This is a genomic window from Shewanella sp. N2AIL (assembly GCF_022690845.1).
In the GTDB taxonomy this organism is placed as follows: domain Bacteria; phylum Pseudomonadota; class Gammaproteobacteria; order Enterobacterales; family Shewanellaceae; genus Shewanella; species Shewanella baltica.
This window is the reverse complement of sequence record NZ_JALBYT010000030.1, coordinates 18,498-37,305: the sequence shown is the minus strand read 5'-3', so window position 1 is coordinate 37,305 and position 18,808 is coordinate 18,498. Positions and strand designations below refer to the sequence as shown.

Annotated in this window: 16 protein-coding genes; 10 read left to right on the top strand and 6 right to left on the bottom strand. The window is 47.4% G+C overall.

The genetic code is table 11. The features are described 5' to 3' along the window. Window positions 1–6: 6 nt before the first annotated feature. Window positions 7–1,467, top strand: coding sequence for a succinylglutamate-semialdehyde dehydrogenase (gene astD / locus MO387_RS16275; RefSeq protein ID WP_107949276.1), 1,461 nt, complete (start codon window positions 7–9; stop codon window positions 1,465–1,467). A 209-nt stretch (window positions 1,468–1,676) separates the two neighbouring features. Continuing rightward, on the top strand, window positions 1,677–2,480 hold the full coding sequence (locus MO387_RS16270) for a DUF1338 domain-containing protein (RefSeq protein WP_107949274.1): 804 nt from the start codon (window positions 1,677–1,679) through the stop codon (window positions 2,478–2,480). 115 nt (window positions 2,481–2,595) lie between these two features. Here the strand turns inward: MO387_RS16270 and MO387_RS16265 are convergent, their stop codons facing one another. From MO387_RS16265 to crp, 4 genes are all read right to left on the bottom strand, one after another. Then, the gene (locus MO387_RS16265; protein WP_107949272.1) at window positions 2,596–3,924 is read right to left on the bottom strand and encodes an ATP-binding protein; all 1,329 of its coding nucleotides are present in this window, start codon (window positions 3,922–3,924) and stop codon (window positions 2,596–2,598) included. Next, window positions 3,921–4,595, bottom strand: coding sequence for a response regulator transcription factor (locus MO387_RS16260; RefSeq protein ID WP_006080080.1), 675 nt, complete (start codon window positions 4,593–4,595; stop codon window positions 3,921–3,923). Before MO387_RS16260 ends, MO387_RS16265 begins: the two co-directional genes overlap by 4 nt. Next, window positions 4,576–4,923 (bottom strand): hypothetical protein, encoded by a 348-nt coding sequence (locus MO387_RS16255; RefSeq protein ID WP_006080081.1) that lies wholly within the window; start codon window positions 4,921–4,923, stop codon window positions 4,576–4,578. Before MO387_RS16255 ends, MO387_RS16260 begins: the two co-directional genes overlap by 20 nt. 82 nt (window positions 4,924–5,005) lie before the next feature. After that, window positions 5,006–5,641 carry a cAMP-activated global transcriptional regulator CRP gene (gene crp, locus MO387_RS16250; RefSeq protein ID WP_006080082.1) on the bottom strand — a complete coding sequence of 212 codons (636 nt, stop codon included), beginning with the start codon at window positions 5,639–5,641 and terminating at the stop codon, window positions 5,006–5,008. A 430-nt stretch (window positions 5,642–6,071) separates the two neighbouring features. Here crp and MO387_RS16245 point away from each other — a divergent pair, with 430 nt between their 5' ends. Beyond that, the gene (locus MO387_RS16245; protein ID WP_011845736.1) at window positions 6,072–6,851 is read left to right on the top strand and encodes a tetratricopeptide repeat protein; all 780 of its coding nucleotides are present in this window, start codon (window positions 6,072–6,074) and stop codon (window positions 6,849–6,851) included. Window positions 6,852–6,959: 108 nt separating this feature from the next. Here the strand turns inward: MO387_RS16245 and thpR are convergent, their stop codons facing one another. Continuing rightward, window positions 6,960–7,505, bottom strand: coding sequence for an RNA 2',3'-cyclic phosphodiesterase (gene thpR / locus MO387_RS16240; RefSeq protein ID WP_107949269.1), 546 nt, complete (start codon window positions 7,503–7,505; stop codon window positions 6,960–6,962). Between the two features lie 199 nt (window positions 7,506–7,704). Here thpR and MO387_RS16235 point away from each other — a divergent pair, with 199 nt between their 5' ends. The 7 genes from MO387_RS16235 (at window position 7,705) to MO387_RS16205 (ending at window position 17,200) form a co-directional block, all read left to right on the top strand. Next, the gene (locus MO387_RS16235; protein ID WP_242326415.1) at window positions 7,705–9,924 is read left to right on the top strand and encodes an EAL domain-containing protein; all 2,220 of its coding nucleotides are present in this window, start codon (window positions 7,705–7,707) and stop codon (window positions 9,922–9,924) included. Window positions 9,925–10,006: 82 nt separating this feature from the next. Beyond that, entirely contained in the window at window positions 10,007–12,577 is a 2,571-nt protein-coding gene (hrpB, locus tag MO387_RS16230) for an ATP-dependent helicase HrpB (RefSeq protein ID WP_199908759.1), read from the top strand. Between the two features lie 83 nt (window positions 12,578–12,660). Next, window positions 12,661–14,985 carry a penicillin-binding protein 1B gene (mrcB, locus tag MO387_RS16225; protein WP_063881786.1) on the top strand — a complete coding sequence of 775 codons (2,325 nt, stop codon included), beginning with the start codon at window positions 12,661–12,663 and terminating at the stop codon, window positions 14,983–14,985. Between the two features lie 148 nt (window positions 14,986–15,133). Beyond that, on the top strand, window positions 15,134–15,412 hold the full coding sequence (locus MO387_RS16220; protein WP_006084190.1) for a peptidylprolyl isomerase: 279 nt from the start codon (window positions 15,134–15,136) through the stop codon (window positions 15,410–15,412). A 90-nt stretch (window positions 15,413–15,502) separates the two neighbouring features. Then, a complete protein-coding gene (locus MO387_RS16215) occupies window positions 15,503–15,898 on the top strand; it encodes a DUF2391 family protein (RefSeq protein WP_107949265.1) in 396 nt (131 codons plus the stop codon). A gap of 158 nt (window positions 15,899–16,056) precedes the next feature. Continuing rightward, window positions 16,057–16,287: a hypothetical protein gene (locus MO387_RS16210; protein ID WP_006080092.1), complete on the top strand. Its 231-nt coding sequence runs from the start codon at window positions 16,057–16,059 to the stop codon at window positions 16,285–16,287. A 211-nt stretch (window positions 16,288–16,498) separates the two neighbouring features. Then, complete coding sequence (locus MO387_RS16205; RefSeq protein WP_006084189.1) at window positions 16,499–17,200, top strand: DUF3581 domain-containing protein; 702 nt, start codon at window positions 16,499–16,501, stop codon at window positions 17,198–17,200. A gap of 78 nt (window positions 17,201–17,278) precedes the next feature. Here the strand turns inward: MO387_RS16205 and MO387_RS16200 are convergent, their stop codons facing one another. Beyond that, on the bottom strand, window positions 17,279–18,583 hold the full coding sequence (locus MO387_RS16200) for a PAS domain-containing methyl-accepting chemotaxis protein (RefSeq protein WP_107949263.1): 1,305 nt from the start codon (window positions 18,581–18,583) through the stop codon (window positions 17,279–17,281). Window positions 18,584–18,808 lie beyond the last annotated feature (225 nt).

Genomic DNA, 18,808 nt, shown 5'->3' with positions numbered 1-18,808 from the left:
TAACAAATGACACATTATATTCAAGGTCAGTGGCATGCTGGCAAAGGTCATGACGTGGCCTCAATTAACCCAGCCAATGCTCAAACTATTTGGACAGGTAAAACTGCCACCGCAGAACAAGTTAACGCTGCCGTTGATGCCGCGCGCGCCGCGCAGTTTGATTGGTTTATGTTAGGTTTCGATGCACGCTTAGCCATAGTCGAAGCGTATCGCAGCCAACTCGAAGCCAACAAAGCGGAATTGGCTGAAACGATTGCCCAAGAAACCGGTAAACCTCAGTGGGAAACGGCGACCGAAGTCGGCGCCATGATAGGCAAAATTGCGCTATCAGCCGCGGCTTACAATAAACGCACGGGCACAGAAGCCAACGATACGCCAGCGGGACGTGCGGTTATCCGCCATAAGCCCCACGGTGTTGTGGCGGTTTTCGGTCCTTACAATTTCCCCGGTCATTTGCCGAACGGCCACATAGTCCCTGCGCTGTTGGCGGGAAATACTGTGATTTTTAAACCTTCAGAGCTCACGCCTAAAGTCGCTGAGCTGATGGTTAGCCTATGGGATAAAGCGGGTCTGCCTGCTGGCGTGCTCAACTTAGTCCAAGGTGAGGTGGATACGGGTAAAGCACTGGCTTCTCACCCGCAGCTCGATGGTCTGTTCTTTACTGGCAGCTCACGCACAGGTCATTTTTTACATCAACAATATGCCGGTCATCCGGGCAAGATTTTAGCACTTGAGATGGGTGGCAATAACCCACTGATCATTAAAGGTGTGCAGGATATCAAAGCTGCCGTGCACGATATTTTGCAGTCGGCTTATATCTCATCTGGCCAACGTTGTACTTGTGCGCGCCGTCTATATGTAGAGCAAGGCGAGCAGGGCGATGCCTTGATTGCCATGTTAGCCGTTGCGGTCAAACAGATTAAAGTTGGCCCTTGGAACGCGCAGCCACAACCTTTTATGGGCTCAATGATTTCTGAAACTGCCGCCAAAGGTATGGTTGCGGCGCAGACAAATCTGCAGAACTTGGGCGGCGTGTCGTTAGTCGAGTTAACCCATCTAGAAGCAGGTACGGGCTTAGTCTCTCCTGGCCTTATCGATGTGACGGCTATCGATGTTTTGCCGGATGAAGAATACTTCGGACCTCTGCTACAGCTAGTGCGTTATAGCGATTTCGATCAAGCGATTAAACTGGCTAACCAAACGCGTTATGGTTTGTCAGCGGGTTTACTGGCCGATAGCCGTGAAGATTATGACTATTTTCTCGCGCGCATTCGTGCTGGGATTGTTAACTGGAACAAACAAATCACTGGCGCATCGGGCGCGGCACCTTTTGGTGGCGTAGGTGCATCGGGTAATCACAGAGCGAGCGCTTTCTATGCCGCCGATTACTGTGCTTATCCTGTCGCTTCGGTCGAGGCCGATGCAGTGAGCTTACCTGCGACATTAAGCCCAGGTTTGAGCTTGTAAGCGGGTAGAGATTTAACTTTTATGTGGTAAAGAGTACGTGGTAAAGAGGAGGAAGGACGAATGTTCTTCCTTTTTAATAACAAGCAGTAACGTAACTTGAGCTTCTACTGTGGGTATGTGTGACGCTGCAACAGTGGCATTTAGGTCGTTACATTTAGTGTTCGCGGCAAAATAACAGCAATAACCGCAGCACAATAAAAGGAGTTTTTATGCATACCGACATCAACGCGTTATTTGCCGCCCTGTGGCAAGACTATATTCAAATGACCCCTTCGGCGGCAAAAGTGCACGCGCTGCTGGGCCATGGTAAGCCAATCATCAACGATCATATTGCCCTGCGTACTTTCAACATCGCTAAGGTGAATTTGGATGTGCTTGCTAAGCATTTCACTTCATTAGGTTATGTACCTTGCGGTGATTATAAGTTTGAACAGAAAAAACTGATCGCTAAGCATTTTGAACACCCAGATTCGACTCAGCCTAAAGTGTTTATCTCTGAGTTGTTAGTTGAAGAATTTAGCCCAGCGCTGCAAGAGACCATTCAAGGCTTAATCGCCCAAGTGGATGCTGCGGCGACAACGGCGGACAACTTTATTTACTCGGGTCGCCATTGGTCTTTAGATTCTAAAACCTATCAGGATTTATTAACTGAGAGCGAATATGCGGCTTGGGTAGCGGCTTTTGGTTATCGCGCTAACCATTTCACTGTGTCTATCAATCACCTCGACGGTTTTGAAACTTTAGAGTCAGTGAATGATGCCCTGAAGCAAGCGGGTTTTGTGCTCAATGGTTCAGGTGGCGAGATCAAAGGTTCGCCAGAAGTGTTATTAGAGCAATCGTCGACTATGGCCGATAAGATTGGCCTTGAATTCACCGATGCGACAGTGGAAATCCCAAGTTGTTTCTATGAGTTTGCACTGCGTTATCCTATGGCCAATGGTGAGCTGTATACTGGTTTTGTGGCTGCGTCTGCCGACAAGATTTTTGAAAGTACGAACGTGAATAAGGCTTAACGTGAGTAAAGCCTAGCGTCATCAGACATTAAGCATAAAAAACGCCATCAATTCGATGGCGTTTTTTTATGAGTATTTTAAAGAGAGCATTTAACGCTGAGCATGTTAAGCGAGACTAACTGAAGGTCAGTTCGATCTTCAGTCCACCTAAGCGAGTGCTGTGGCTAAACTTAAGCTCAATCTCATACTGTTCGGCAATTTCCTTCACTATCGACAAGCCTAAGCCGTGACCCATGACAGACTCATCTAATCGAGTGCCTCTTTGAGTGAGTTTATCGAGTTCATCATCGGCAACCCCTGGACCATCATCATCGATACAAAGGCAGAGACGCTCCTGTTGGCGTGATAGCTGAATACTGACTCGGCTCTGGGCCCATTTAAAGGCGTTGTCCAGCAGATTGCCTAGGAGCTCCATGCCATCTTCCCTGTGGATCGGCAGCCTGAGAATATTAGGGTCGAGTTCGAAATCACATTCGATGGTTTTATTACGGTGAACCTTGTTTAAGGTGTTGGCTAGGCTGTGTAAATCCCTTGGGATCACCAATTGCGCCGCAGGAAGCATATCGCCTGTGATCCTTGCCGCCGCCAGTTTGCGCTCGACCATCATGTGGATAGAATCCAGCTGTTGCTGCAAGGCAATGGCGGTTTCGGGATCTTTAAGACCAAGGGCTTCGACCTGTTGCTGCATCACGGCCAGCGGGGTTTTAAGCCCATGGCTTAAGTTACCTAAGTTATTGCGGCTACGCTCAATTTGCTTGGCGGTGTACTCAAGTAACTCGTTGTAAGTCTTAGCGAGTGGTTGTACTTCTGGGGGAATATTATTTAGCTCCAGCGCGTTAATCTCGCCTTCTCTTAGCCGAGAAAGCGCGTGCTGAATATGCTTAACTGGCTTAAAGGATTGGCGCAGGATGAGGAAGATCCCCGCGATCATCGCAACTAACATCGCCAGATTAATCCCAAGCTTAGTGCCATAGACTTCGCTAAATACGCGTCTACCGATACTTAAGTCTTGGGCGACGGTTAAGGTGGCGCTGACATTGGCGCTACTGGAATTTAATCCCAGTGATAACAGCTGCATATCGTTATTTTTTGGCCCTTTAGCTTGCCAGACACGGGTTTTATTTGGCGCGAGTGGCTCGATATCTAACTGCATATCCCACAGGGAGCGCGAGCGAATGACTTCATTGGGCAGGTTAAGCTGGAAATAGCGGCCTGAATAGGCGGGCTTATAGAAACTTGAAAGCTGGCTTTGATCTATGCTGATGTCCCCATCGTGGATATGGGTTGCCAACATAATATGTTCGAGATCTTCTTCTAAGCGATTGATAATAGAGTCATGGAAGGCCTGACGCAACATGGACTCAAATAATATGAGCCCAATGACTGTGCCTATTACCAGTAAGCCAGTTAACCATAAACTGAGCTTAGTGCGGATCGAGATCATTCAATAATGCCGTGGAAGATATAACCTTGGCCGCGACGGGTTTCGATAGCGGTTTTGCCTAATTTTTTACGTAAGTGGGTCACATAAACTTCGACCACATTACTCTCTTTCTCATCGTCAAACTGATACAGCTTATCGGTGAGCTGTGTCTTAGATAACAGCTTCTTAGGCGACATCAGGAAGATTTTTAACAGTCTGAATTCCATCGCCGTTAGTTCAAATAATTGGTCTGCCACTTTCACCGTTTGCTCGGCTTCGTCTAAGATCACGCCGCCATAGCTCAATTGCTTGCTAGAGGTGTTTAAACGGCCATGGGCACGGTGGATAAGAGCTTGAATACGGGCCAATAATTCCTGTGCGTGGAAAGGTTTACCTAAGTAATCGTCGGCGCCAGCATTAAAGCCTTCGACTTTTTCATGCCACTGGCTGCGTGCGGTCAGCATGATGACTGGAGTGCTGATCCCTTGATTACGCCAGCCTTCGAGCAGTTCGAGGCCGTTGCCGTCGGGCAAGCCGATATCTAAGATTACGCAATCGTATTGGGTTTCTTTGATCAGATAATCGGCTTCAAGCGCTTTGTCTGTAATATCGGTCACATAGCCAGCGAGTTTGAGTTGTTTCTCCAGCTCGGTGACTAGCATTGGGTTATCTTCAACGAGTAACAGTTTCATGTTTTCGACATTCGCTCGGTAATGCTATTGAGTGATCGGCTTGGCCATTGGTTGCATCAATACTGAGATTGACGATTTGGCCACGCTGAACTTTGATTTGCAAATCATAGCGCCATTTATGATCTTCTTGATAGAGATGAGCATCAATTAGTTCACCTTGGCAAAACTGATTAACTACGGCGAGTGTACCGTTTAAGGACAGTATTTGCCCAGAGTTGACGAGTGCCTTGGCTTGATAGTGTTCTAATTCAATAGGTTCGGCATTCAATTGCATTGGATGCGCCAGCGTGAACAGGCTGAAAAAACAGATTAAAAACAGCCGTTTCATTTGAGCTCTCCAATAAAAAATGGCCTAGAATTTATTCTAGGCCACTTTAATAAGGCAGGCTTAAATCAAGCTGAAGACTAACTTAACGGGTACCGTATACCACGATGGTCTTACCATGAGCTTGGATCAAATTCTGTTCTTCTAACATCTTCAAGATACGACCCACAGTTTCCCGTGAACAGCCAACGATTTGGCCTATCTCTTGACGAGTGATCTTAATCTGCATGCCATCAGGATGCGTCATAGCATCAGGCTGTTTCGCCAGATGTAACAGCGTTTGGGCAATGCGGCCAGCTACGTCTAAGAATGCGAGGTTACCCACTTTCTGGCTGGTGCTTTGTAGGCGATAGGCCATTTGCGCAGACAGCTTCATCAGAATTTCAGGGTTAACTTGAATTAACTGTCTGAATTTCTTATATGAAATCTCAGCGATTTCACAAGCTTGCTTAGCACGAACCCATGCAGTACGTTCGGCTTGTTCTTCAAACAAACCTAGTTCACCGATAAAGTCACCTTGATTCAGATAAGAAAGGATCATTTCCTTACCTTCTTCATCTTTAATCAATACCGCTACAGAACCTTTTACTATGTAATAAAGAGTATCTGAATCTTCACCAGCATGAATAAGAGTGCTCTTTGCAGGGTACTTATGAATGTGACAGTGTGATAAAAACCATTCCAAAGTTGGATCAGGTTTTGGCTTACCAATCAGAGCCATGTTGGTGTTCCTCGATTGATTAAAACGAAAGTAAGAGTATTCTAAATAAGCATTTTACGTCAATTAAACTAACAAAAACTTGATGGAAGTCTTACTTTAGAATAAGTGAATAAATGCAATTAACCATCTAAAATTAGAGCTTATTTTGCTACTTTAGTGATTTAAGTCAACTAAATCGGCGTGAAACTCGCTGGATTCACTTAACTCTGTCGAGTTAATCACATCTTACCAGTCTAATTAAGCCGTTTTATTATAGATTATGGATAAAACAGGCCCCTAAATTACAGTATAAGATGTTTCACTTTTTAAATTCGGCGCTTATTTGCTTCAACGTCCCCCATTATCCTGAGGTTTGTGTGTATTTAGGCTCGACTTATGGGGTTAATTCTGGCTAACTTTGTGGGCAGTCGCTTTTAAGAGAGGTAAGCAAGTGAAATACAGATTATGGGTTTTAGGTGCAGGTTTAAGCTTAACGATCGGGCTGAGCTCTGCGGCGCACGCATTTTCTATCCCGCAGCCTGCTGCCGAACTCGCAGCCAGTAAGTTTGTGCACATTCAGGTGACGGCAGAGCAAGGCGACGCCGATGCCCAATTTTTGCTGGGATTAATGTATCTTTCTGGCCGTTTTGTGGCGCAAGAAGTGCCCTCTGGTTTGCACTGGATTTCACTTGCCGCCGAGCAGCAACATGAAAAAGCCCAGCAAACCTTAGCCGACCTGTCTTTTGAAGGCCAATTGATCAAGCGTGACTTATCCGTGGCCGAGCATTGGTATCGAGCCTTGAGTGAGCAGGGCAGTCGTTGGGCACAATTCCGTTTAGGCTTTATTTATGCTTCTGGCGGCGATGGCGTGCAACGTAACTGTGGTAAAGCGGTCGAGCAATTTTCCCAAGTGGGTGATGATGTTGCCTTAGGTAATGTGGCGTGGATTTTAGCGACTTGCCCAGAAGCTGAGTATCGCGATGGTAATAAAGCGGTCGAGTTATCCTTAAAGTTGCTCAAAGTGAATGAAAACGACCCGACAAATTTAGATAATCTGGCGGCGGCTTATGCCGAAGTCGGCGATTTTGGTGCGGCAATTTCGACGCAGCAAAAAGCAATTGAAGCGTTAAAGATGAGCGCCGAAATGACTAAGACAGATGAATTTATGCAGCGTTTACAAACTTACGAGCAAAAGCGTGCGTATCGCGAAACCTTACGTTTACTCGAATAAAGCATTGGTTATGCACTTTAATTAAGTTCTATTAATTAATCCGCGTATTGATTGAAGTTGAAAATAAAGCCTGAGTTAATACTCGGGCTTTTTTGTTTTTGATCCACGCTAATCGAGCGTCCAAGAATGTAGGATGTGATATTCCACACCCGTGCTTGTGCTTTTTGAATGATATAAATGCAAACATTCGGGCGTTAACGTTAGCGTATTCATGTCCTTGAGTTGCAATAAAGCCGCTTCATCAAGCATCCATTGTTTTGCCTTTCTGAATAAACTGATGTGCGGGCAAAAGTGGTGTTCACTGCTATGCAATTGCAGGCGGCCTGCGATTGCTTGCGTCTGCTTAGCTAATTGCGCTAATGGCGGCTCAACGTCATCGCCTTTCAAGCAACAAACTTGGGCATTGGGCCATAAGTCGAGCTGGTTAAGTTGAACGCTGAATCTAGGCTTAGCTAAGCAGTCAATCGCATCAAGGAGGGCGATGCGTTGCTCGTCGTCAACTTGCCCTAAAAAGCAGAGCGTTAAATGCATATTACTGACGCTAACCGCTTTCGCCTCAGGATTGAGGTGACAAATTAGCTGCTGTTGTACATCACTCAGCCTTGTCATTTGTGCAGCGGTAGGCGCGAAGCCGAGAAATAGCCTTTGTTGCATCTGATTATCGTCCTTTGTGGCGTTCAACACGGATTATCTCTGGGAACACTTTGACGTTTAGCGTCTTTGAGCGTTAATCTAGTTGTTGAATTTATCGGCTAATTTGCGACTCAAGCAGACGTTTAATTTACTGTGAGCCTATACTCAATATACGTCGATAATACCTTAAATGGATTTTTAGGTAAGGAAGTCACTTTTCATGTTAGTAGGTTTAGCAAATCCACTCCAACAGGCCTTGGTAAGTATTTTTAGTGAGTCTCCGCTAGAAACCTTAGAGCAAAATGTTGACCGAGCACTTGAGACCATCACATTGCAGCTGCATTGTGACGGAGTATTTGTATTGACCGGCAGCCAGTCTCTGGATCGTTTACGCACGCGTAATTTGTATCTAAAACCCCAATTTGCCAAAGGCCAACAGACTCGAGTCTGGCCTTTAGCACGCATGCCATTTTTTCGCTCCCTTGTCCGCACCCCGCGACTATTAAATCTGCCCGATGTGAATACCTTGCCCGCCGATGCGCAGGCCGAGCGAGCCCTATTAAGGGACTGGGACGTGAAGAGTCTATTGGTATTGCCACCTGTGGTATTTGGCGAAACGCGTATTGCGCTGGGCGCGGTGAATTGCTCCGAGTGTTGCGAATGGAGCGAAGAGTTTATAAGTGAGTTTAACCACGCCGCTGTGATGATTGGCTCGGCGATGGAACTGACGCGTATCGCTCTGAGCATGCTCGCCAGTGAGCATAAATACTGTGAAGTCTTCAATCAGTTACCCTTAGCCTGCGCCTTGTTAGATAAATATAATCAATTGACTATGCTCAATAAAGTCGCCCTGCAAACGCTGCCAATCCAACATGGTTATGATTTATTCGACATGGTGCGTGAGGAAGAACACGCCATGTTAACTGATACCTTGCATGTGGTACGTGAAGGCGTGCTTGGTCAGGCTTGGTGTGAATTACCCTTAAAATCTATCCATCAACTGGCTTGGTTGAAACTCAGTTTTAGCCAGATCAGTGGCGATAAAGATACCTTAGTCATGATTGCCGAAGATGTCAGCGAGAAGTATCGCCTAGCCGATGAGCTGTCGTTCCATGCCAATTATGATGCGCTCACAGGATTGCCCAATCGGTTGCATTTCGAAGCCCTATTAGAAAACCTGCTGCACGCCCACGACGATATGCCTATTTGTGTGGCGTTTCTCGATTTAGACCAATTCCAAGTCATCAACAATATCAGTGGCCATCAGGCGGGCGATAAGCTGCTTTGCCAAGTGGCATTACGCTTAAAACAGCTCGTGCGTAAGGGCGATATCGTCGCCCGTTTAGGTGGCGATGAGTTTGGTATCTTGATGCATTATTGCAATGTGGACTCGGCGAAACAAATCGCAAAACGTATCTGTACCCAATTGGCGAACCATGAATTTATATGGGAAGGCCGCAGTCACAATGTCAGTGTCAGTATGGGGATTGCTAAACTCGATAAAAAAGCCGCCGACATTTATACCGTGATGAGTCAGGCCGATGCTGCTTGTCGCTTGGCGAAGGATCAAGGCCGCAATGGCTGGCATTTATACAGTGCGAGCGATCCTAAAATGAACCGTCTTTATACCGAGATGATGGCGTCGGTGGACATAGTCGGCGCACTCGCGTTAAACCAATTTGAGCTTTATTTTCAAAGCATAGTGCCATTAAACCGCGAGGAGTCAGGTCTGCATTTAGAGATCTTACTGCGTATGGTGCAGGCCAACGGCACGATTGTGTCACCAGCCATCTTCTTGCCCGCCGCCGAGCGATATAACTTAGCTTCTAAGGTCGACTTGTGGGTGATCGATAACTTACTCAAGTGGGGCGGTTGCCATTTAGATATCTGGCAGCAATTGGACCTAGTGTCAGTGAATTTGTCGGCGACCTCTTTGGGCGACTTTGAGTTTATGAACTGGCTAGAAATGCGTTTGATGGCCGAACCTGAGCTGGTGGACAAGCTTTGCATCGAGATCACTGAAACTGCGGCCGTGAGTCAGCTCGATCAAGCGACAAAGTTACTCGATATACTGCGCCCGCTCAATTGCAAGTTAGCCCTCGATGACTTTGGGGCGGGCTTTTCTAGCTTCGCCTACCTTAAGCGCCTCAATGTGGACTTTGTGAAGGTGGATGGTCAGTTTGTGGTGAACATCTGCGAAGACAGTGCGGATCAGGCGATCGTTAAATCGATTTGCCAACTCGGCCAAGATATGGGCTTTGATGTGGTTGCTGAATTTGTCGAATCCCAAGATATTGGCCGAAAACTGCAAGCCTTAGGCGTCGACTATGCCCAAGGTTACGCCATCAATAAACCGATACGGTTAGCTGAGCTAACGTCAGGGCTCAGCCGACCTTGGCTCGAAAAACGTGAGACCTTTGCCGCCTATCCACAGCTCTAGTGTTTGGTACACTTAACTGCCGAGCCGGATTATGTTGCAGTGAAATGGTGCTCACCGTCGATTGTTAGTACACTGACGGCCTGTGTTGGCCGCTGATGTCTTTTTCTTGAACTCTCTACCTATTCATAGCTTATTAGCACCGCTGCGTGCGGCTTTTTCTCGTCACGCTCAAGTGATCCTCGAGGCACCGACAGGTGCGGGTAAATCTACCGCATTACCTTTGGCTATGTTGGATTGGCCAGAAATCAGCGGACGCATTTTAATGCTCGAACCTCGGCGTGTCGCGGCGCGCAGTGTGGCGCACTATATTGCCCATTGTCGCCAGCAAAAGGTGGGGCAAGAAGTGGGCTATCGCGTGCGCGGTGAAGCTAAAGTCAGCGCTAATACCCGCTTAGAGATTGTCACCGAAGGCATACTCACGCGGATGATCCAGCAAGATCCCGAGTTGACTGGGATTGAGATGATCATCTTCGATGAGATCCATGAACGCCACCTCACTACCGATTTAGGCCTCGCCTTAGCGCTCGAAGTGCAAGCTTCACTGCGGGACGATTTAAAAATATTGGCCATGTCGGCCACCTTATCTGGCCTTGCCTTGGGCGAACTGATGCCAGAGGCAGTGACTTTACACAGTGAAGGCCGCAGTTTTCCCGTTGAGGTTGAATATCGCCCTGTGCCGACGCAGCAGCATTGGATCGATCATCTTGGCCGCTGCGTGATTGATCTGGTCTCGGCCAGTAGTGCTAACGTTGATAAAACGGCTAGCAATAACGCCGTGCTCGTTTTCTTACCTGGAAAAGGCGAAATCTCACGACTGCAGCAGTTTCTGCGTGAGCGCTTAGCCCAAGATGCCTTTCTGATTTGCCCCCTTTATGGTGAGCTTTCGGGTGCTGACCAAGATAGCGCGATTGCGGCAACCACAGATGGCAGGCGTAAAATCGTGCTAGCGACTAACGTGGCGGAATCGAGCTTAACTATTGAAGGTATAGGTTTTGTCATCGACAGCGGCTATAAACGTCAGGCCAGTTTTAACCCTAAAACCGGCGTCACCCGCTTAGGTTTGAAACGTATTAGCCAAGCCTCGGCAACTCAGCGCAGTGGCCGCGCCGGACGTTTATCAGCGGGTGTGTGCGTGCGTTTGTGGAGCCAAGAAGAATATGGCCGTATGCTCAGGGCCGATGAACCCGAGATCAGCCAAGCGGATCTGGTGGCTATGGCCCACGATTGTGCTTACTGGGGCGCAAAATCCTTCAGCGACTTGATGTTGTTAACGCCGCCACCGAGTGTGAATGAGGCGCTGGCGTGGCAATTACTGCAGCGCTTAGGCATGGTCGATGGTGACAATAAACTCACTTCCCACGGTAAAGCGGCTTATGAGCTGGGGTGTCACCCCAGGCTTGCCCATATGCTATTGGGCGCGAAAAGCTTAAGTGTGAAAAGCTTAGGCGTAAACAATGTTAATGAGCAAACTGGGCAATTGGGCAGTTTGGCCTGTTTGCTGTCGGGGATTGTAGAGGCGCGCGGTTTGCCTAAAAAGGGCGCCGATATCATGAATTACCTGCACTTTGCCTGTCAGGGGCAAGCGGGACAGCAGGCAAAGCAGTGGCAGAAAAAGCTCGGATTAACTGCCGACTTAGCGAAGGTCGCGACCCATGCTCACCACAGTGATGTGGGATTATTGCTGGCGTTGGCGTATCCAGATCGCATTGCCAAAGCGCGCGGTGTTGAGGGCTATCAATTAGCCAATGGTACTGGCGTGGTGTTGGCGGCCGAAGATGCCTTGTCGCAAACGCCTTGGATGGTGGTGGCGGATTTCCAAGAAACTGAAGGCCGAAACGCCGGGCGGATTTACTTGGCGAGCCAGTTTCAGCCGAGCTTATTCGATAGCGAGCTAAAAGACTTGCTGGAAATCCACGAGATCTGTGGCTGGGATGAAGGCAAAGGCCGAGTCATTGCCGAGCGCCAATATAAGGTCGGACAAATTTTAGTGAAAACCGAGACGATTGCTAAGCCTGAGCGCAAGCAAATTGTCGCGGCCTTACTGGGTTATATTCGCCAGCAAGGATTACAAATTCTCAATTGGAACGCTAACTTAGAGCAGTTTCAATACAGGCTCAAACTCGCGACTGAGTTCGACGCGGGCAGCGACTGGCCCAAGGTCGATGATGGGGCGTTATTAGCTAGCCTAGAAACTTGGCTGGCGCCTTACCTCGAAAATGTGAATAATCTGCCGCAATTAGTTAAGCTCGATTGTTTTAGTTTTGTGGCAAACTGTTTGAGCTGGCAGCAGAAACAGCGACTGGACGAATTATTGCCAACCTCTTGGCCGTTAGTCACCGGTACCTCTGCGCCAATCGTATACGATGAGTCTGGGCGTGCGCTGCTGAGGGTGCGTCTGCAAGAAACCTTTGGCATGGCACAAAGCCCTATGCTGGCGCAGGGCAAGCTAAAGGTGACAATGGAATTACTTTCTCCCGCTCAACGTCCATTGGCTTTGACGGCGGATTTAGCTAGTTTCTGGCAGGGACCTTATGTGGAAGTGAAAAAGGAAATGCGCGGCCGATACCCAAAACATCTGTGGCCGGACGATCCTGTGAATACACTACCGACAAAATTTACCAAGAAGAAAACCTTGGGTTTAGCTCAGCCATAGCGCAGTGTTGCTGGTTTTAAATCGCGTGATAACACGCCTTGATTTGCACCACGCTTGTTATTGTGGCTGATGTCTTTAAATGCATGAATGATGAAGTAGATATGACGACTAAGACGACAAAAAAAACACCCGCTTCCCGTAGGGCCAACAATGGCCGCGGTTTATTTCGACGAATGTGGTCAATCACTTGGAAATTAGCCTTAGCCGGATTAGCTGTAGTGACGTTCTACAGCATTTATCTCGATCAAATTATTGCGCAAAAATTTGAAGGCCAAAAATGGCACTTGCCCGCGCAGGTGTTCAGCCGTTCTATGGCGCTGTATCCCGGCGCGGCGGTCAGTCATCCGCAAATGATGGCTGAGCTTAAGTTGCTCGGCTATCGCAAAGTCGCGAATCCACGCCAAGTGGGAGAATTTTCGGCATCGAGCACTCGTATCGAATTGTGGCGTCGACCATTTTTACATCCTGAAGGCGATCAAGTCGAACAAAGAGTCATGATCAGCTTCGACAGCAATGGCGTCAGTTCAGTCTCCCGAGTGTCGGATAAGCGCCAACTTGCCGTATTCCATCTTGAGCCTGTGTTGCTCGATCGCATTATTACTGGCGACGGTGAAGACAGGCTGTTTGTGCCGACTGAAGAAATGCCTAAGTCGATTGTGCAGGCGTTATTGCTGGTGGAAGACCGCAGCTTTTACGAACATCATGGGGTGAATCCCTTCGCGATTGCGCGCGCCGCGTTTGTAAACATTAGCGCCGGTCGCACAGTGCAAGGTGGCTCGACGTTAACCCAGCAGTTAGCGAAAAACTTTTTCCTATCGAGTGAGCGTTCTTTACTGCGTAAGGTGCGCGAAGCCTTGATGGCAGTGATTATCGATTTTCGTTACAGCAAGGACGAAATCCTCGAAGCCTATCTTAACGAAGTGTATATGGGGCAGGATAAATCCCGCGCCGTTCATGGTATGGGTTTGGCATCGCGTTTCTATTTCGGCCGTCCTATCAGTGAGTTGACTATCGCCCAGCAGGCATTTTTAGTGGCTGCGATTAAGGGACCGTCTTACTACAATCCATGGCGATATCCGGATCGCATTCAAGAGCGTCGCGATCTGGTATTGCGATTACTCATGGATGCGGGCGATTTAACCACGGCCGAGTACAAGGCGGCGGTAGAGTCACCTCTGGCGATCCGTAATCTTAATAAACCCGCACACCAGAAATTACCTTCCTTCTTCGCCCTAGTAAAACAGGAAGTGAACGAGCGTTATGGCGAGGCGTTACTGAAGCAATCTGGGGTAAAAATCTATACCACGCTCGATCCTATGGCTCAAGAAGCCGCCGAAATTGCGGTGACTCAAACCCTTAAGAGCTTAGATAAGAGCAACAAGTCATTGCAGGTAGGCATGGTGGTGACCGACAAATACACGGGCGGTATCGCGGCAATGGTCGGCGATAAAACCCCTGGATTTGATGGCTTTAACCGTGCGGTTGAAATTCGTCGTCCGATTGGCTCGTTAATTAAGCCCTTTGTGTACGCCACGGCACTGGCACCCAATAGCCAATTTACCTTAGCGACTCCCCTTAAAGATCAGCCTATTACCTTAAAGAGTGAGCAAGGTAAGACATGGTCACCGCAAAACTTCGATAAGAAGTTCAGCGGCCAAGTGCCTTTGTTAACGGCGCTGAAAAAGTCGATGAACGTCCCGACAGTAAATCTTGGGATTGCGGTGGGCGTGGATGCCGTCGCGACAACTTTGGCTAAGTCGGGCTGGCAGGAGCCGTTAAACGAGTATCCTTCTATGTTACTTGGCGCCGTCAATGGCTCGCCATTAATGGTGGCGCAGGTGTACCAAACCTTAGCCGATAGCGGGGTTTACCGTAAATTAACCACAGTGACGGCTGTGTTGGATGCTGATAAAAATCCATTACCTGTGACGCGATTACCTAAAGAGCAAGCCATCTCACCCGATACTGACTTTTTGATCCAGTACGCTATGCAGCAAGTGGTCAATACGGGTACCGCGACGCGCTTAGGCAATGCCTTCCCAGGCGTTGGACTGGCGGGTAAAACAGGCACAAGTAACGATAGCCGCGACTCTTGGTTTGCGGGCTTTGATGAGCGTAATGTTGCTGCCATTTGGGTGGGGCGTGATGATAACGGCAAAACCAGCTTGTATGGCAGCAGTGGCGCCATGGCCGTGTATCTTGCCTTCTTAAAGGAACGTCCACCTATTAGTTTGCGTTCTATCCAAGTGAATGGCGTCGTGAAGGGCTTTTTTGACCGAGATACCGGCGTGGCGAAGGAATCGGATTGCAGCAATGTTGATGCGCTTCCGGCATTAACCGCGACTTATCGTCCGGTGAACAATTGCGGCGAGCCTTTGCAATGGTGGCAGAAAATTCTCGGCCAATAGGCTTGATAATCGGCCAATCACGTACTTGTGCGTTGAATATAAAATCTTAAGTAGTAGAACCTATGCGAATGGAAATGGCGTTATCGAGAGTACACGTGTGACGCCATCTTCCCTTAGCCTAGGTCGTTAACCCAAAGTGAGAAATAACATGTTTAAAACCGCTGCCGCCGTGCATATTTTAGTGAAACACAAAGAGCAGGCTGAGGATATTGTTAAGCAGCTGAATAATGGCGCTAATTTTGCGGTACTTGCCAAGCGTTTTTCCTCTTGCCCTTCGGCCAAAAAAGGCGGTGATTTAGGCGAGTTTAAAAAAGGCCAAATGGTGCCCCAGTTTGATAAAGTCGCATTTTCGGGCGAGTTATTAGTGCCGCACATAGTTAAAACTAAGTTTGGCTGGCATGTGGTTAAAGTGCTTTATCGCACTTAATACTGCAGGATTAAGCCCTTATGTAGTGCGTCTTAGCCGCACGTTATTTTCGGCTAATCAAATGGATTGGAATATTAAGGAGCGATGAGCATGACCTTTAGTTTTAATACCGAAGATGCGAGCCAAGTTTGCGTTGGGGCATTTGCGCTGGCGGTGCCCGTGGCGTTTTCAGAGGAAGCCTGGCATCTCGGCGAAACCTTGCCTGTGCTCAATCTCGCCATGCTCTTTAGTTTATCGTTGTTATTTCTAGGGGTTTTTACTTATCACAGTGTGTTCCAGCAAAATATTAGTGCCCGAGTCCCTATGTTTATTTTCCGCATCGTGGTGGCGTATTTGCTCACCGCGCTGGTGGTTTTCCTCGTCCTGCTGTGCCTCGATAAAGTGCCATTCTTTGAAGACCCGCTGACCTCGATCAAACGGATCATCGTCATCACTATGCCTGCTTCCATGGGAGCCATTGTGGTGGATAGCTTTGATAAGGAATGATGCACCTTAGCCAAACCTCATGACTTTTGTCACTGGTGGATTAGGGTTATTTTGCGCATACTTATTCCCATACTCTGACTTTGATTGATGTCTAGAGTCGAAATAAGCCTGAGTTTTTAGCCTGATAACGATAACGCCAATAGATAAAGGAAATGACTATGAATACTGGAGCCCTCGCTTTACTTATCCCGATACTCGCCATTGTTGGCGGATATGTGGTGGCGATTATGAAAATCCGCGACAAGCAAGGTGTGTCGAGCCGTGAGCAAGAGGCCGAAAATCAAGCCTTGCGGGCCGAGTTAGCTACACTGCGTCAGCGTGTCGAAGTGCTAGAACAGCTGGTCACTGACGATAGTTTTCAATTGAAGCGTGAATTTAAACAAGTCTAACTATTTGTTCCTTGTCCAATGGAAGGCGCTAGCCTGTTAACCTAAGTTAATACCCTTGTAATTTGTTTGGCTTTACAAATGTGGGCATGGTGTTACTTTGTACATCTTCCGTGGGATCAAGTCATCGGGTGAGTTAAATACCTAATTTAAGGTAGACTCGTGATAATTTTGTTATCCATCCCTGTATTGAGTTATTACAAATAGAGTTTATATGTTTCTAGCGCCTTATTTTTCCGAGCAAAATCAAGCCATTTCCGTATCCGCACAACAAGCCAGCGACTTCGCGAAGAAAATTGCGCAGGACTTTAATCCCATACACAATGTGGGCGCAAAACGCTTTTGCGTGCCGGGAGATTTACTGTTTGCCATAGTATTGACTCAATATGGTCTGAGTCAGAGCATGAAATTTAGCTTTGCGGGTATGGTGGGCGCGAGTGTCGAACTGCAATTCCCGGAACAAGTGAGCGAGAGTTTTTCAATTCGCGATGGCCGCGAAAAAACCTATCTTAATGTGAGCCGTCAAGGCGATGTAAGTTGTTGCGATGCGCAGACAGAATCCTTTATTCGTCAATATGTTGCTTTCTCTGGGCATAATTTTATCGATATCCTGATCCCTTTGATGAAACAACATCAAGTGATGATCAACCCAGACCGACCTTTAGTGATTTACGAAAGCATGTCGTTTGATTTAACCACCCTCGATTTTGTGCAAGTGACCTTATCACTCGTTGACCAAGATTTAAAAATCGACGGTAAACGTGGCGATGTGACACTGCACTTTGAATTACACAGTGGCGATACTTTAGTCGGCACAGGTATCAAAACCTTAGTCATGAGTGGCTTACGTCCTTATGACGAGGCGCTGGCGCAGCAAATGTGCGCCACCTATGAAGGTAGTAAAACTGATTATTGATTGACGGAACAATCACATGGCGTTTTTGTCTTTTAGATAAAACGCCATGCAATCCTTGCGTGATGAAATGCGAGGGGATTAATGACCGTTGATTGAAAGTTGAGAGACGATTTGTGAGACGTTTTCTGCCCCGTTGCGTATTTCTCCCATCACCAAAGTTACCTCGGCTAACTGTTGTTTCCCTTCCTGTGCGATACCTTCAACTTCGTTCATCATGTCCGTTGCACTTGTGGTGAGCTGGGTATTTTTAGTGACGACGGCGGCAATTTCACTGGTTGATTTACTGGTTCTGGAAGCGAGCTGCCTCACTTCATCGGCGACAACCGCAAAACCTCGGCCTTGTTCACCCGCACGCGCGGCCTCAATCGCGGCATTTAATGCCAGTAAATTGGTTTGATCGGCAATCGAGCTAATCGTCGCGACTATGGCTTGAATACTTTGGGATTGCTCATTCAGTTGAGTAATCGCCTGAGTCGTTTTATGGGTTTGCTCAGCAATGGCATTGGAGGTATTGACGGTCGCATTAAGCAACTTAACGCCTTGTTCCGCTTGCTCAACGGTGCGTTGCGATGTGGTGAGCGCAATATTTGCGGCTTCACGCACAGCGTGGCTTTGCTCGATCCGCTTGCTGATATCACTGGCGAACTTAACAACTTTAACGACCTTTCCATGTTCATCCATAATGGGATTGTAAGCCGCCTCCAGCCAAATTGAGTCGCCATAGGCATTTTTGCGCTCAAATAGCCCTTTGCTATAGCGACCTTGCTTAAGCTCGTCCCAAAAGTGTGGATTTTGTCGATAAAATTCATCGAAACAGAAAATTCTATGATGCTTACCCAAGATCTGTTCTTTGCTGTATCCCATTGTTTTTAAAAAGTTGGCATTTGCCTTCAGGATAGTGCCATCTGGGGTAAATTCAATAATAGCTTGGGAGCGATTTAGGGCATCAAAGATGGCGGATTGATCGTCAAGCTTTTGCTTATATTGGGTAATTTCAGAAGCCGTTTTCATTATCTTGACGACTTTGCCCGCCTGTTTTACAGGAAAGTAAGTCGCTCTTAGCCAGATTTCTTGGCCATTTTTATTCACTCGCGCGAAATGTCCCTCCTGTGGATGACCGGCTTTTAAATTACTCCAAAATTGTTGGTAGGCAGGAGAATTAGCATAGGTCGCTGAGCAAAACAGCTTATGGTGTTGGCCAACAACTTCATTAAGCGAATAACCGACTACTTTTAAAAACAAGGTATTCGCATCGAGCACTTTTCCTTCAGGCGTAAATTCTACCGTGGCAATACTTTGCTTAATGGCGTCGATAACCGACTCCGCTTCTTGGCGCTTGTTTTCGCTCACTTCTAGGCTTTTACGTAATGAAGAATTGAACACTGAGATACTCCTGATGAGCTTAACTGACTCAAAAACCGCTGGTCTTTATTGAAAGCTCGATATAACGAGCTGGATACACAGATAAATATAGCTGTGATTTTAATGTGTGGTTTATTTCTATGAAACGCGTGATCGGGATCTATATACCTAAATTGAGTAAAAAAGATCACTATTCCTCGGTTTATTCGCGAATAGGCATAGCTAGAAAGCATTAATGATGCGATT